At 52.4% G+C, this 16,543-nt stretch carries 10 protein-coding genes; 8 read left to right on the top strand and 2 right to left on the bottom strand.

Annotated features, from left to right (window positions below):
* Positions 1–83: 83 nt before the first annotated feature.
* Both BLQ88_RS18675 and BLQ88_RS18670 read right to left on the bottom strand, forming a co-directional pair.
* Positions 84–2,867 carry a CshA/CshB family fibrillar adhesin-related protein gene (locus tag BLQ88_RS18675; RefSeq protein WP_090153290.1) on the bottom strand — a complete coding sequence of 928 codons (2,784 nt, stop codon included), beginning with the start codon at positions 2,865–2,867 and terminating at the stop codon, positions 84–86.
* A gap of 121 nt (positions 2,868–2,988) precedes the next feature.
* Positions 2,989–4,356: a glycoside hydrolase family 140 protein gene (locus BLQ88_RS18670; protein WP_090153288.1), complete on the bottom strand. Its 1,368-nt coding sequence runs from the start codon at positions 4,354–4,356 to the stop codon at positions 2,989–2,991.
* 522 nt (positions 4,357–4,878) lie between these two features.
* Between BLQ88_RS18670 and BLQ88_RS18665 the strand changes: the two genes are divergently transcribed.
* From BLQ88_RS18665 to BLQ88_RS18630, 8 genes are all read left to right on the top strand, one after another.
* Entirely contained in the window at positions 4,879–5,388 is a 510-nt protein-coding gene (locus tag BLQ88_RS18665) for a phage tail protein (RefSeq protein ID WP_090153286.1), read from the top strand.
* Between the two features lie 42 nt (positions 5,389–5,430).
* Positions 5,431–5,946, top strand: coding sequence for a phage tail protein (locus BLQ88_RS18660; RefSeq protein ID WP_090153284.1), 516 nt, complete (start codon positions 5,431–5,433; stop codon positions 5,944–5,946).
* Positions 5,947–5,992: 46 nt separating this feature from the next.
* Positions 5,993–6,517, top strand: a complete 525-nt coding sequence (locus BLQ88_RS18655; protein ID WP_090153282.1) for a phage tail protein — start codon at positions 5,993–5,995, stop codon at positions 6,515–6,517.
* 43 nt (positions 6,518–6,560) lie between these two features.
* On the top strand, positions 6,561–7,064 hold the full coding sequence (locus BLQ88_RS18650) for a GNAT family N-acetyltransferase (protein WP_090153281.1): 504 nt from the start codon (positions 6,561–6,563) through the stop codon (positions 7,062–7,064).
* On the top strand, positions 7,046–7,354 hold the full coding sequence (locus BLQ88_RS18645) for a DUF6916 family protein (protein WP_090153279.1): 309 nt from the start codon (positions 7,046–7,048) through the stop codon (positions 7,352–7,354). The genes BLQ88_RS18650 and BLQ88_RS18645 overlap by 19 nt, the downstream gene beginning before the upstream one ends.
* Before the next feature lie 66 nt (positions 7,355–7,420).
* Complete coding sequence (locus BLQ88_RS18640; protein WP_090153277.1) at positions 7,421–12,427, top strand: Ig-like domain-containing protein; 5,007 nt, start codon at positions 7,421–7,423, stop codon at positions 12,425–12,427.
* A 119-nt stretch (positions 12,428–12,546) separates the two neighbouring features.
* Positions 12,547–13,143 carry a sensor histidine kinase gene (locus tag BLQ88_RS18635; RefSeq protein WP_090153275.1) on the top strand — a complete coding sequence of 199 codons (597 nt, stop codon included), beginning with the start codon at positions 12,547–12,549 and terminating at the stop codon, positions 13,141–13,143.
* 249 nt (positions 13,144–13,392) lie between these two features.
* Positions 13,393–16,533: a SusC/RagA family TonB-linked outer membrane protein gene (locus BLQ88_RS18630; RefSeq protein WP_090153273.1), complete on the top strand. Its 3,141-nt coding sequence runs from the start codon at positions 13,393–13,395 to the stop codon at positions 16,531–16,533.
* The last annotated feature ends 10 nt before the right edge of the window (positions 16,534–16,543 follow it).

The following is a 16,543-nucleotide window of genomic DNA, read 5'->3' as shown; positions in this document are numbered from 1 at the left end:
AATGTGGCTTTGCCATTTTTGGCTTACTGTAAAAGAAGAAATCCTCCGGACAAGGAGGATTTCGAATGTATATACAAAGTTTTTTACCGAACGATAACCAGCTTTTCCCCGGCGTTTTTCGGCGTCTTTTCACCGGTTGTGATCAGATAGGTCCCGCTTTCAAGCCCTGCCAACCCGATCTGCCCATTGGATACCCGGGTTTTTAACCTTAACCGCCCGCTCAGGTCGTAAACCCGCACCTCATCGCCTTCGCGACCGGAGATATGCACAAATGCATCGGCCGGGTTGGGATACAATTTGAAATCACCGGTTGTCGCGCCCACGCTTCGGATCGTGCTGAATGTAAAGCTGCCGTCGAGATCCACCATTTTCAACCGGTAAAAATGGGTTCCTGCGCCGACATTGAGGTGTACAAAATCATAATGCTTCGTAACAACGCTGTTTTGATGGGAAGTAACGGTCCCTAGCGGCGCCCAATTTCGGCTGTCGGTGCTATGTTGTATTTCAAAATGGCTGCTTGCAGTTTCCTCGGACGTCGACCAGGCCAGCTGAACCTCATGCTCAACTGTTTTCGCCGTAAAATCAATGAGTTTAACCGGGAAAGGGGCATTGGCCGCGATGCTGAAAGTACCGGGCGTGGCACTTTTTACCCCTGCGGCATCCTGCAACGAATAGGTGAAGCCAACCGGATCGCCGGGACCGCCTGTCCCTACCTGCGCATACAGCACGAGTTTCGACGCATCCAGATTGCCGATCGTCGCATTCATATTGCCGGGCAAGATTTCCTGGTTGTTATAATACAATTTGGAATTAGGCTTGATGCTTTCGATGACAAATGTCTTGCCCGCATTGCAGGTACCGGCTGCCGCGCAATCCTCGGCGTCACTTCCTGCGGGACTGCCGCCGGAGGCATAGCCCGTCAGCGAGGCGCTATTCAAAGGAATGCCCCGGTACCCGCTCAGCCCTGGCCCGCCCGCCGGTGACGAAGTCAGATCGCCGTCGGCCACGAGAAAGGTTTTGTTATCGGTGACAGGCCTGCGGTTAATGCCGAAATTAATATCCGTAACGGGCGTGCCCAGGGTCACAACGATTCCCACAATATTCGCATCGGCTGTGCCGTCGCCGGAAATCCCGCTTCCTTCCCCGGCCGCTACCCAGCCCTGCGCGAGCAACGGGCTCCCCGCCACCTGGGTAAGATAGGCGTTGGCGGTCGTAAGCCGCAACTCGTAGGTACCATTATAGACATTTGGTAACGAAAAATTCCCCGCAGCGTCCACTTCCGCGAATGCCCACACTTTTCCATTGCTACCTACCGCGATGACTTTCAGATTGCCACCATTTGTCCCGTTTCCACCGATCGAACTGTCTGTTAAACCGTTTGCGTCATTATAGACCTTCCCGGTGATCATATCCGCCTTGGTGAGCCAGATGCGGTGGTCTTCGGTTTCACCTTCTCCCAATATGGCGATGCTTCGCTCGTCGAGAAGCGTGGCCGGGTCGTCCGTTAGGCTTGCGGGTTCGGTATAGGAAATCCTTACGCGGGTGTATGTCTCCCCGGCACCGTAAGGAATATTCGTAAGGTTCCAGGTGAAACTAAGGTTTTGCTGTGAATTGTCGGGCGAGAGCGTATTACCGGCATATTCCGACGCGCTAAAAATACCGTCCTGGTTGAAATCGATCCAGGCCATTACGTAGGCGGGAGTAGCCGGGTTTGTGGATTTCTTAAATGCAGGCACCTCATATGAAAATGTGGAGGCGACGTCAATGGGGAAAACAGATACCTCTTCTATATTGACGGGCCAAATACCTTCGTCGTAGCCATTGTACTCGTCCGCGAATCCCCCGTACGTCGGTCCGAAGCTGTCTGCATCTCCACCGTATGGGCCAACCCGCAGCTTGCTGAAAAATGCTTCCGGAACTGTTCCCGGGGAAATGCGTGGCGTGCCTGGTGATGAAGTATTCCAATTAAAGTAATTGGTGATCGTGGCTGTGCTTCCGACCGGATCTCCTCCCTGGATACTAAATGGTAACTTGTTGATGGCCATGCCGTAGCTTGGGTCGCCATCCCCGGTGTCGTAATACACCGTGAACCCCAACGCAACCGAAGATGCCGAGCCGCAGTTCATTTCCATGTTCGCCTGTAATGGTGAGGCTGCCGATGCCGCGGGCTTCATAGTCTGGAAAACTGCCGAATTTTGCCCTCCGACGTGCGCCCGCACTGTTTTGTTCGCATTGGTAAATACCGCTTTTGCGAGATCGGAGCCATGCGCCAGTTCCCAGTCCACCTGCGTGAGCAGCTTCCATGCCGATCCATTGGTTGTCGCCTGCGTGTAATCGTCGATAGCGCCCGCCACTTCATTTCCATCCTCATTGGAAGCGAAGAACATATTGAGGTCCATGGCCTGGCCATGCAAAACGGCATGGGCGGTAACACGAAAATTAACTTTCAGGCCCGAGCCCGCTCCTGCGAACCTGGGCGCGAGGCAGATAGGCGGATCTTCGTTATATAGGGGATGGTACGAATAAAGGGTCTGTAACCCGTCGGTCGCTTTCGAGCCCGTGTTGTAACCGATAAGTTTGGTGGTAGCAATGGTCCCAGGCGCTTCTACTGCACCCGAAAAGCTGATTTCATCGATCACTACCGTTACGATCATGTCGCCGAAAGGTATCGTGCGGGTAATGCTTTGGCCGGCCACGAGCCCATTGGCCGGGAGAATATCATCCCATTTAAGCCAGGCCAGTGTCCCGTTTAATTTGCCCGAGCCGTACGGAAGCCATACAGCTTGGGCAACCGCTGCCGGGCATGATATCAAGAGCGCAGCAAGCAGGTGCACCCATACAAATCCTTTCAGGTAATTTCTTTTCATGACTGTTACAGTTCGGTTCCAAAATCAATTCACAAAGCTATGGTATCCAGTGAATAACGCGCTACATGTAACCACCAATTTATCAAAAGGGCACAATCAGTTCGCCTGCTGCAGACTTGTTTTAAGGTTTCTGGTACCCTTTCGCCGCATCGTCCACTACCAGCACCCAGTCGTGGCCGTAGCCTGAGGTGGGCGGGACAAATTTGCTGACGGACTTATTATCAAATTTCCCCGCATCCCGCACCTTGCCATTGCGCGGATCGTACCAGAATGCTTCGAGGTTATCGCCGGAGATTTTACCGGGGTTCACGGAGAATGGCTTTCCGGAAGCAGTATATATAAAGATGTAATCCTTCCCACGCGTAGCCTGCACGCGCTCCGCTGCCGGTAATGCATTCTCTACGACAATGGACTGGTCCGGCACGCGGTCCAGTATCGGCCGTGATTCGAGGAGTTTGCGGACGTATTTCATTTCCAATGCACCGGGCAAATCGAGGGCTTGCTGCCAGAAAACGTGAGGGCCATTCACGGCCTCGCGGTTTGGCGAGTACATCTGCCAGATGTCGTGGCACCCGTACGTGTGCCCGAATGCGCCCGCAAAGAGATCGAGGTAAGCCGATTTCCGCACGTCGTAGGCGCTGGAAGTGCCGTTCTCCTTTACATTGAAGCAGATCGGGTGGTCTTCATAAACCGGTTCCGCATCGAGTACCGGCTTGATAAGCGTGCGGTTGTAGGAGCGCTGGATGTTGTCGTAAACGGGCGTATCACGGCAATGCCCGGTCTGGAACATATTGAAATCGAACCACTCGTCGTCGTGAAACCACTCGCTGGAACCTTCCTTATTGGGCTGCGGGTGGTAGGTCATCAATGCCTTGTCATGGCCGCCCACGCCTTCCGCGATCCCGGCGGCCATGGCACGCCATATTTCTACGTCGCGGCTGTCTTTCCGGGGCTGACGGTCGCCGCCGAGCACCCATATCACGTTCGGCTTGGCTTTGTAGCGGTTACCGAGCCATTTTCCGTAGACTTTCGCATTGTTTTCATTAAATACCTCCGGCCCTTTGCCCCAGGTATTCTTGAAAACCTTGTCGCCCCAGGTCGGCAAGAATGCGATGGTGAGGCCGTAGGTAGCGGCTTTGTCGATAATGTAGTCGACGTGTTTGAAATAGTTCTCATTCGGTTTGGTCGGGTCGTTGTTGAGCAGTGGCTTCTCACCATACGGGTTGGGCTCTTGCAATCCGTCGAATTCGGCCAGCGCCACGGCCTGGATGACCGTAAAACCTTGTTCCGCACGTTTTTGGAGGTAATAATCGGCGTCGGAGCGGTCGAGGCGGTGAAAAAGCTCCCACGCGGTGTCGCCGAGCCAGAAAAACGGCTTGCCTTCTTTGAGTAAAAAGCGTTTGTTTTCACTTACTGCATAATGTTGTGCGCGTACTCCCGCGAGCGAACAGCAGAGGAGTGCCAAAATGAGGAGCCTGTTAGGTTTCATCGAAATACCAGAGTTAGCAAAGTATGATCATTGCATAAAGCCGGCAGCTATCAATTCTTAATATCCAGGCCATGAACAATCTAACAAAAAAATGAGCTGGTGACTTCGACGAAAAAATGACATCCGCCAGTTTGCCTAAAAATAATTTTTCACTCCGTTAGATAATTATAATGCATTCATTATCAATAAACTAATATTTAAAATCCCGCTATTTAACTATGATTATACGTAGAATAATTATGACCGTTAAGTAATTTATTTCATCGAAATGGTGATATATCACTAATATTGAAGTACTATTTTTACATAACCTAAACCGTACGTACCTCCCGATGAAAATAACTTCTACATCTCCCACTGCTGCCTTTGCAATTTTACGGGTATCCTCCTAGCAGGATATATACTTTTCCGTCAAATACTGCTCATCAACACCCGATTTTGACTGCACTTCATCAATACTGCCGATAACCGGCGGAGCACGTCAATACTTTACATTATCCATCAATTAACCCATTTCATTTTATGGCTGAACCATTTCTATCTGAGATCCGGATGGTAAGTTTCAATTTCGCGCCGAGAGGCTGGGCACTTGCCAATGGACAATTCCTCCCTATCAACCAGAATCAGGCATTGTTTGCATTGCTTGGAACCGTCTACGGGGGTAACGGACAGACGACCTTCGCCCTTCCGGATTTCCGTGGCAGGGTACCTATTCACTTTGGCAACGGCCACGACATCGGTGAGACTGCCGGACAGGAGGCCCACACGGTTATTAACCAGGAAATGCCGCAGCATACGCATTTCGTGACTGCTTTCGACAACAATTCCGGCAACAAAAACAGCCCGTCCGGCAACTATCTTTCCAATACGTTGCCCAACAATTTGTACTCCAACACGTCGAATACGCCAGTGGTGATGCACGCGAGTACGGTATCGAGCGTGGGAGGGAGTCAGCCGCATAACAATATGCAACCTTACCTGACGCTCAATTTCATTGTCGCATTGCAAGGCATTTTCCCAAGCAGGAATTAAGTGCGAAGTCAATTTTCCATCAACCCAAAACTTTCTAAATAAATGGGACAACCTTACGTCGGAGAGATCAGAATGTTCGCCGGCAGTTTCGCGCCTGCCGGATGGGCTTTTTGTAACGGCCAAACACTTCCAATATCGGAAAACGATGTACTTTTTCAACTGATCGGCACTACTTACGGTGGCGATGGCCAGGAAACTTTCAACTTACCGGACCTGCAAGGGCGGCTTCCACTGCACATGGGTACGGGAAAATCCGGAACTACTTATCAAATCGGTGAACGAGCGGGAACGGAAAGTGAAACACTGACTGTCCAGCAGATTCCTGCCCACACGCACGGCTTTCGTGCGACCGGCGACGTTGCCAACAGCGCAAGTCCGAACAACACGGTCATCGGGGTATCCAGCTCGACATCTGCCTTCATTGCGGACAGCGCATCAGAACCGATGAAGTCAGCCCTGAGTCCTGTGGGAGGCAGCCAGCCACACGAGAATATGCAGCCTTATCTGTGTATCAGCTTTATCATTTCATTGTTCGGCGTCTTTCCGTCGCAAGGCTAAGCGCGGCGACCGGAAATTGTAGAACCTTAAAACCCATTCAATCAATATGGCAGATCAATTCGTAGCAGAGATAAGAATATTCCCTTTCAATTTCCCTCCTACCGGGTGGGCATTTTGCAATGGACAACTCCTGCCCATTTCCCAGAATACCGCGTTGTTCTCATTGCTGGGAACTTTTTACGGCGGCGATGGCAAGTCGACCTTTGCGCTTCCTAACCTGCAAGGTTCCTCGCCAATGCACCAGGGCGACGGGCCGGGCCTGACTCCCCGTTCCCTTGGCGAGCAATCGGGTACGGAATCCGTGACGCTGCTAACATCGGAGATACCGGTACACACCCATTCCCTTAACGCGGCGGGGGTTATCGCGGACTCGAGAGATCCTAACGGCACCTGTTTTGGCGTCTCGCAGAATGGCAATGTGTATTCAACCGGCGCGAACCCGCCGCAGGTGACTATGCTCCCGGCCACGCTCGTGGTTGCGGGGGGAACGTTGCCGCACAATAATATGATGCCTTATCTGACGGTCAATTTCTGTATTGCGATGCAAGGCATTTTCCCGCCGAGAGGCTAAGGGAAGACCCTGAGTAACATTGTTTATTTTTTTCTGATTATTGATGAAGTTAAAGCTTACCGATCCCAACCTGAAACTGCGGCCCATTCAAGCCGCCGATATGGATAAACTGCTTGAAATCTATGGCAGTACAAGGGAAAAAGAAATGGAAAGGGTCCCGCAATGGTCGGATCTTATGAAAAAGGAATTTCTGGCCAGCCAGTTCCGGGCGCAGCATGAATACTATCAGAAAAACTATATCGGTGCCGACTTCTGGGTCATTGAAAAGAACAACAAAACGATCGGAAGGCTTTACTTCCAGGAAGACCACCAGGGACGGGGTATGCGGATCATTGACATCAGTATCCTGCCGGAGTACCGCAACCAGGGAATCGGCAGGGGAATTTTTGAAGATCTTTTCGGGAAAGCGGCCGAGCTCGATCGGCCGCTTACGATCCACGTCGAGAGCTTCAATCCTGCCAAGAATCTGTATACCCGACTTGGATTTAAAACAATCAGTGAAACCAATGGAGTTTATCATTTAATGGAATGGAAGCATACGATTTAAGCCTGATCACATCCGCAGATTTTACCCCTTTTGTGCAACAGCCGGTAGAAATCCATTTCGCAGAAAACCTTAGCGTACAAGCCGTGTTGACTGGCGTAACGGAATTGAACGGTTACAGCCCGCTGGAAAGAAAGACATTTTCGATTGAACTTCAAACCACCGGCGACCACCGGCCCCGTAACCAGGGCATTTACAGGATTATCCATCCCGGCGGCAAATTTCTGGACGTATTTATGGTGCCGATCGGGCACGACGCGGGAGGAATGCGCTATGAAGTGGTTTTTTCGTAAACCTGAATTTTAGAACTAAACACATGATGAAGGACAAGCCTATGATTGCTTAACAAACTAAAAACTATGAAAAACTTATACGCATACCTGGCAGGCATTGCCCTGCTCGTGTCGGGTGTTGAAATCGTCGGCAAGCTAGCCGATGCCCCGGCCGTTTCCCAGGAATGGATCGCCCGAAAGGAGGACCGGTCCGTCCAAAACAAGAAAGAACGGGTGCCATTCGCCCGTGCCCGCAAGAAATCAGGAGCGAAAGCATTTCTTGCGCCGAGTATCTCCGCCACCAACACGTACGCGATCACCAACAATACCGGCCCTGCCGGCGCTTCGGCTGGGGATGAGTTGGAATACACCGTCACCATCACCAACGGCGGGCCTGATCCGGCCAACGGAACCACGTTCACCGAAACGATCGATGCCAATACGACATTGGTGCCCGGCTCTGTCAAAGCCAGCCCTATCGCACAGAACGACTCTTACTCGACCATTGGAAACGTGGGAATCAACATTCCCGCAGGTACTGGTCTGTTTGCCAACGACATAAGCCCTAACGGCACTGCTATCAGCCTGAACAGCTCTACGACGGTAAACTCAGCCAATGGCGGTACCGCTACCATCACCGCCGCCACAGGTGCATTCATTTATGAGCCTGCCGCGGGATTCCAGGGTAATGACAGTTTCACCTATGAAATTCAAAATGGCTCGGGCATGACCAATACTGCTACGGTTAACATTACCGTGGGCACCAATGCCGCCAATATGATCTGGTTTATCAATGCCGGAGCCCCTGCGGGCGGTACGGGGACATTGAGCAAACCATTCAATAACATCGCTGATTTCCAGTCCATTAATGGCGACGGAGCAGGGCTGCATCCCAAAGACGGACAGGTAATTTTCATGTTTTCAGGATCTTATACCGGCCCGCTTACCCTACGTAACGATCAGAAGTTGCTTGGACAAGGTTCGTCACAGTCGATTCTTGATTTTACCGGCTTCTCCCAGCCAAGCGGTAGCAACCAACTACCTAATGTTACCAATTCAAACGCCGGCAGGCCCGTACTCACGACCACCAGCGGAACTATCAATGCAATTAACCTCGGTACCACCAATAATATCAAAGGAGTAAACGTAGGGAGCACCACAGGTACGAAAATATCCGGATCATCGGTCGGGACATTTACCGCATCTGAAGTCGGCCTGAACGGTAGCGGAAGCTCACTGAACCTAAGCAACAAGTCCTTGAATGCCAGTTTTTCAGAAGTATCCAGTACTTCCGCCACCAACCTCGTCAGCCCGATCAAGATCGCATCCAGCAACGGGTCGCTGACGATAGCAGGAGGTGTGATAGCGGCAGCATCGGTTCCGGCGATCGACATCGCCGGCAAAACAACGGGCGACCGTATCGCGCTTAATGTGGCATTGACCTCGGTATCGGCCAATGGCGGCAGCAAAGGTCTGGCCGTGCAATATGCGACCGGCTCGTTCCAGGTTAACGGTACCGGCACTACCGGCGGATCGGGCGGAACGATCCAGAACATCACCAACCGCGGAATCGAGCTACGTGACGTTCAGAATATTACCATTAAAAACATGAACCTGACGAATGCCAACACGGCCGAAGGACCTGTCACCACCGAAACGGACAACACCAATGCCAACGCGGCGATTCATGGGTTAAATGTGGTTGGCTTTACGCTGGACCGCATTATAGTGAGCGGAACCGTGGTACAAATGGGGATCAATCTTCGTGGAGGCAGCGCCTTCAATCTTAGCAATAGTACTATTAATCAATCTGGTACCCCAAACATCGTTGAAGAGGGCAACATCTACGCCATGAACGTCGGCGGCACTAACTCGATCGCAAACTCCTCGTTGAAAAGACCAGGCGGACGGGCTGCTTATTTCAGCAATAACAACGTGAATATGGACCGGCTGAACATTACAAATTCTTCATTTGAAGATGCAGACTATGCCTCATGTTTACTGTTCGAAGGGAAAGGTTCCTCAGTCATGACCCTTAAAATCCAGGGTACAAATCAGTTTCTAAGGCCAGGTTCGTCGGGCATCGAGGTTTATGCCAATAACACCGCGCAAATTCAGGCCGACATCCAGGGCGCGACAATCGATATCGGCTCCGGAGCAGACCTGGGTAAAGGTATCGACATCGCCGCGTCGGGAACATCCACCATTAAATTTAATGTAGCCGGCAATACTTCCGACTTCCTGGGCGGCCCCGGCTTCAATTTCTTCGCATTTGCCGGAGGATATCTTGAAGGGAATGTTACCGGTAATACAATCACGAACAATATGACTACTGAAGACGGCTCCTTCCACGCTATCGCATTCTCGACCCAGGGAACAACGGCGCGAGGGATCCTCAAAATAAACAACAATAACATCTTAAATTCCCGCAGTTCCATCGGTATCAGTGCGTGGCCGGCTTCTACCGGCGGCGCCGTGAGCAGCGTCATCATCGATAACAATAATGTTCAGCTGACCGGCGAGAACTTCGCGCACGGTGTATACGTCAACTCGGTGGGCGGTACCGGATACAACGGCACGCTTTGCGCGAGCGTCACCAACAATGACGTTACACTAAACTCCGGCTCACCTTATGCCGGCGCTTACAGAGCCGGCACGGCAGGTACTACACTCAACGTGCAGCAAGCCGGCGGATCCGCCTCAGCCGTATGGAACGCCGGTGCCAACACGCCAAGTGGCTCCGCAACCAAAAGCGGACTCGGTACGGTCAATTACGGTGCCGGAGGCCCCACGGGTTGTCCAGCTCCCACATTCAGCGGCCTGCGGGAAGCTGCCATTGAAGAAACTGCCGGAAGACTTTCTGCGGATTCTGTGACAACACCGGCACCGCCGGTACAGCAACCCGTTGCGCAGGTAACAGAAGTCGCGGAACCGAAAGCGGAAATCGAAGAGGCTGTAACGGCGTCGCCGAGCCCGGCGAGGACGGAAGCCGCTCAATCGGGTGAAACCGTAACGGTGAATGGTACAGGCAGCGGCTTTACATTGCCGGCAAATAAAAACACCATTATCAAATTCAAAGTTGTTATTGACGCTAACATACCAGCGTCCGACTGCCAGGTTTCTACGCAGGGAACAGTTTCCGGCACCAATTTCGCGTCTGTCCTGACCGACGATACGAACACACCGGGCACCAATAACCCAACTGTGACGCCAGTCGTTTCGACACCGGTTATCACTTTCTGCCCTGGAAACCAGACATTCTCGCCTGATCCCGGAACTTGTACTTCCACGCAGACATTCACGGCAACCGCGGATGGATGCCCTGCTCCTACCATTACGTACAGCGTAGGCGGCAACCCGATCACCTTCCCGTACGCATTCCCAGCTGGTAATACCACCGTACTGGTAACTGCTTCGAATGGCATTGGAACGGCTCCTACCTGCTCGTTCACCGTAACGGTAACCCCTACCCCGGCACCGCCGATCACCGATCAGCCCGATCCGCAGACGGCCTGCGCAGGCGCTCCCACCTTCTTTAGTGTGGCTACTTCGCAGACCGGCGTAACTTACCAGTGGCAGAAAAAACCATTTGGCGGCTCATTCGCGAACATTTCAGTGGGTACCAACCCGACTGCCGATGATGCAGTATTGACGCTCAGCAACGTGCCGGTTTCGGACAATCTTTCTGAATACCGCTGTGTTATTACAAACCCTTGTACCAGCACTACTTCTGACCCGGCGGTATTGACTGTGAACCAGATCACTTCTTCGAGTGTGACCGGGACCACCACCGTGAACCAGGGAGCTCCGGCGCCTAATATTACGTTCAGCGCAACCGGCGGTACATTGCCCTACACATTTACCTACAAGGTGAACAACGGCTCGAACCTGACAGTAAGCACAACCGGCGTCAACACCAGCGTGACTGTCCCTCAGCCGACCACTACCGTGGGTGTATTCACGTACGAGCTCGTAAACGTGTCCGACGCACTGAGTTGTTCGCTGACGCCGCCGTCCGCTCAGACAGCCACTATAACCGTAGCCAACAACCTCACAGCGACGATTTCCGGCAGCACCACTGCTTGCCAGAACGAAACCCAGCCTGTGATCACGTTTACAGCCGTGAATGGTATCGCGCCGTTTACATTTACCTATAAAATCAATGGCGGTGCCGATCAGCAGGTTACCACCACCGGCGCCAACACGAGCGCGACGGTAAATGTACCGACCAGCACGACCGGATCGTTCATCTACTCGTTGACCAATGTAGCAGGCGCAGGCGGTGCGACCACGCCAATCGCCGGACAGACAGCCACTGTGAACGTCAACGAGAAACCGACGATCGCATTGACCGGTGCCGAATACGAATGTCAGTATGCAGCGAATCCGCAAACTTATACGGTGTTCTTCACGGCTACTGCTGGTGCGGTGATTACTACCGACAAGGGTACCGTCAGCGGCAATACGGTTATCGACATTCCGAGCAAGGAGACGGCGATCATCGTGGCTACCCTGAATGGCTGCACCGATACGCTGACAGCCTACAAGGACTGCGCAATGCCTGTAACCCTGATCGATTTCAGCGGTGCGAAAGTTGAAAACACCATCGCATTGAAATGGAATACAGCCGAGGAAACCAACAGTGACCACTTCGACGTGCAGCGCAGCGCCGACGGCAGGAACTGGGCGACTATCGCTGTACAAAAGTCGCAGGGTGAGAGCTATCAAGTGGTGAATTATGGTTATGTCGACAAAAAACCGGGAGCGGGCGTTAACTACTACCGTCTGAAAATGGTGGATACCGACAAAACATTCGCTTACAGCAAGATCATCAAAGTCGACTTTGACAATCCCGCACTGCTATCCGAATTCTATCCAAACCCGGTTTCCGACGTGCTTAACCTGAAAAGCTCGGATTGGAACCAGGTTAAATCGGTGGAAATTCATAGCCTGACCGGCCTTTCGGTTTATAAATCAGGCAAGGCGGCTTCGAAAACGATCGATGTGAAAAACTTACCGGTAGGCATGTACATTCTGACGATCACCCACAAGAACGGCGAGGTGATCAACCGGAAAGTGCTTATCAACCGATGATTACGACACCAATGCGTTATTAAAGTGTTGTTTAGGTTAACTGTATCAGGCGGGGAGTTTCTCTCCGCCTGATTTTTTTTATAATTTGGTTTCAAAGCATTGGTAAAAACACCTTCACAATGGCCGGGACAGACCCTCATTTCCTTATCAACGTGATTTCCAGCATGGCAGAACTGGCCAGGCAGAAGTCTGAACACCTGGAAGGTGCCTTAATGCAACTCTCCGATCTTTTGCTTTACACCACTTACCAATCGCAGGCGGAACGCGTGACCTTACAGCAGGAAGCGGATCATCTCAGGAATTTTATGGCGTTGCAAAAACTGCGTTTCGCGACTTCTGTCCGCATTGACCTGGACATGCATATCGATGCAGATACCGCAGGCTACTTCCTCGAACCGCTGCTGCTGGTACCGTTTGTTGCGCATGCATTCAATTGTGGTGCGACGTCGCTCGCAGAGCCTTTTATCAACGTCCGCCTCGCGGCAACTGCCGGCAAACTGACATTAACTGTCGAAAACACTTACGATCCGGATCCGTTTAATGCAACGGATGGGCACTGGGGCGCCGGGCTGGAAAATTTGCGGACGCAGCTCAGCTTGAAATATCCCCAAAAGCACAGCCTAATTTCCGCCGAAAAGGACAATGCCTTCCAGGTCAGATTCGAACTGATATTGCCCAACCCCGAAAATCCCCAATATTTTACCGGCATAATGTAAAAAATGCCCGGATTAAGCGCTGCATTAATGGTTTGTTAACCATTTCTTAATTAGCCGCGGATTACTTTGACCCACGGTTCAACCGCTGTTTAATCATCCATCCATTTACAAATTCACTATGAAATGCCCCGCGGCAGACCGCTGCGGAGGTAGAAAACTATGCTTTAAACCAACCCGACCGCCGCGCCTCAGGGTGCAGCACAAGCCAACAATCCAACATTTAAACGAACAGGAACTTAACCCTACGGTATGAACAAACAACTTCTATCAAAACCCTTGTGCAGGCACATTACGCAGTCGCTCCGGCGCGCGTGTACTGCATTATGCATGATGCTGCTCCTGCAAGCGGGCGCATTTGCGCAAACCTCTGCCGACGAAACGCTGATTAGCGGTGAAGTGAAAGACGAGAAAAGCAGCGCCATTCCCGGCGCGAGCATTGTACTGCAAGGTACCACGAAAGGTACCACCACTGATGCCAATGGAAAATTTTCGCTAGCCGTTCCAAAATCGGGATCGGTCATTATCGTGAGTTTTTTGGGTTACAAAAGACAGGAGATTACTGTCGGTAGCCGTACGAACTTCGATGTACAACTGCAACCGAGCACCGACGAGTTACAGGAAGTGGTGGTAGTAGGATACGGTACCCAGCGCAAGCAGACGCTGACCGGTGCCATTTCGAACATCGTTTCGGAACAAATCAAAACCACCACACATACCTCGCTTGCACAGAGCTTGCAAGGCAAGGTGGCCGGTGTACAGATCCGCCAGAACTCCGGCGAACCGGGCTCGTTCAGCACGAACATTAATATACGCGGCTTCGGCGAGCCGTTGTATGTGGTGGATGGTGTGGCGCGCGACGGCGGTTACGAGTTCCAGAAGATCAATCCCGACGATATCGAGAGCATTTCAGTGCTGAAAGATGCCTCGGCAGCGATTTTTGGGATCCGCGCCGGGAATGGCGTGGTGATCGTGACGACGAAAAAAGGCAAAGCGGGCAAGCCGCAATTCAGCTACAATATGGTGTACGGCCGCCAGAGCCCCACCGACGTGCCCAAAATGACGAGCGCATTGCAATGGGCCGAAATGCGGAACGACGCGGCGAAAAACCTGGGCGAGAACCCGGTGTATTCTCCCGAGGAAATCGAGAAGTTCCGCAGCGGCGCGCCGGGTTACCAGGGTACCGATTGGTACAAGGAAACGCTGAACAAATCGGCCAGCCAGCAGCAGCATTTCATTTCCGCATCCGGCGGCGAGGGCGTGGTGAATTACTTTACCAGCTTTGGTTATCAAAAGGAGAATGGTTTGCTCAAAAGCGGTGATATGGGTTATCAGAAATACACATTCCGCTCAAATATCGGCATCGATTTAACCAAGAACCTAAAAGCGGACCTGATCCTGTCAGGCCTCTTCGATAAACGGGAGCAGCCGGGCGATAACTTTTTTAACATCTATAAGGGGACCCGCATTGCATTGCCTACCGAGCGGCCTTACGCCAACGACAATCCGAAATACCCCGCATTGCTGAGCGGCGGCTACAACCCGGTGGCATTGGCCGACAGGGGCCTTACCGGCTATTCGCAGGAGGTGAACAAGTTTTTCCAGTCGACATTTGCATTGACCTACACCGTTCCATTTGTGCCGGGGCTGCGCATTAAAGGTTTGGTGGCTTACGACAGCAATAACTATCGCGCCAAGTCAGTTTCGAAGGCCTACAACCTGTATACCTACGACGCGGTGACGGACAAATACACCGCGCACGCACAGCGCAATCCGTCGCGGATCGGGAATAATTTCACCGACAATAACCGCATTACCTTCCAGGGACAGCTGTTTTACAACACCGTCATCGCGAAAAACCACAACCTGGGCGCGACGCTGGTTTACGAGCAGCAGGAATCGCACAACCGCTGGGCGGGACTGGGCCGGGAATATGCGTTCTTCACCAACGACCAGATCGACCAGGCAGGGCTGAACAACCAGACGACCAGCGGTTCGGAATCGGAATATGCGAGCCAGTCGTATGTGGGCCGTCTGAATTATGATTTCAAAGAAAAATACCTGCTGGAAGTCGCAGCGCGCTATGACGGCTCGTACCGCTACCATCCCGATCGCCGCTGGGGCTTGTTCCCGGTAGTGTCGGCCGGTTGGCGGATCTCGGAGGAGAATTTTGTTAAAACCATTCCATTCATCTCCAACCTGAAACTGAGAGGGTCGTACGGTCTGGTGGGTGCCGATGCGGGTGCGCCGTTCCAGTATGTGCCCGGCTTCTCGCTCACGGGTGGCGGCGGATATGAGTTCACCAACGGCAATTACACCACCGGCGCCGCTTCCCCGGCGATCGTGAACGAGAAACTGACCTGGTTCAAATCGAACATCCAAGATATTGGTGTCGACGTCGGTCTTTGGGATAACAAAATCGATTTGACCTTCGATATTTACCAACGTGACCGCAAAGGCCTGCTCGCACGCAGGAATGTGTCGCTGCCCAATACATTCGGTGGTACATTGCCCGAGGAAAACCTGAACAGCGACCGGGTGCGCGGGATCGAGTTCTCGGCGGCTTACAATGGCCAGATCCGTGATTTCAAATACGGTATTTCGGGTAACTTCAACTTCGCACGCACGCAGAACCGCTACGTGGAGCGCGGCGAGTTCCTGAGCAGCATGGACAAATGGCGCGGCGGAGCTACCAACCGGTGGAACGACGTGGTATGGGCTTACCAGCTCGAAGGCCAGTTCCAGAGCAAGGACGAAGTCATTTACGCCCCGATCCAGAACGGCGACCTCGGCAATACCCGCGAGCTTCCGGGCGATTTCCGTTACAAAGATGTGGACGGTAACGGCGTGATCGATGGAAACGACGCGATCCCGCTATTCTTCGGCGGCGACCCTAAAATGTATTATGGTGTGACTTTGAATGCTTCATGGAAAGGCTTCGACTTCACCGCATTGTTCCAGGGTTCGGGCAAATACAGCGTGCGTTTCCGCGAAGTGTATGCAGAGGTTTTCGCATTCCGCGGCAATACGCCTGAATATTTCTATGACAGGTGGCACCAGTCGCCCGACGGCCAGTGGATCCCCGGCGAATGGCCTGCTTCCCGTTTCAACTACAATGTGGGCGCTATGTACGCCGAAAGCGGCGCGTGGCGGAAAGATGCTTCCTACCTGCGTTTCAAGAGCGCGCAGCTGGGTTACACCTTCAATTTGCCCTGGCTGAAAAAGATTGGTATCAACGATGTGCGTGTGTATGGCAATGCGCACAACATCTTCACCTGGGCCGATTCGTTCGTGAAGCCTTTCGATCCTGAGAAAGTGGAAGGATTGTTCGGCGCGGGGCTTACCTACCCGGTAACACGGAGCTACAACTTCGGGATCAATGTCAAATTTTAATATTATATTG

Origin of the sequence: Dyadobacter soli (assembly GCF_900101885.1) — a bacterium.
Lineage (GTDB): Bacteria > Bacteroidota > Bacteroidia > Cytophagales > Spirosomataceae > Dyadobacter > Dyadobacter soli.
The sequence above is the reverse complement of the archived record's forward strand: the minus strand, read 5'-3'. Positions and strand labels throughout refer to the sequence as shown.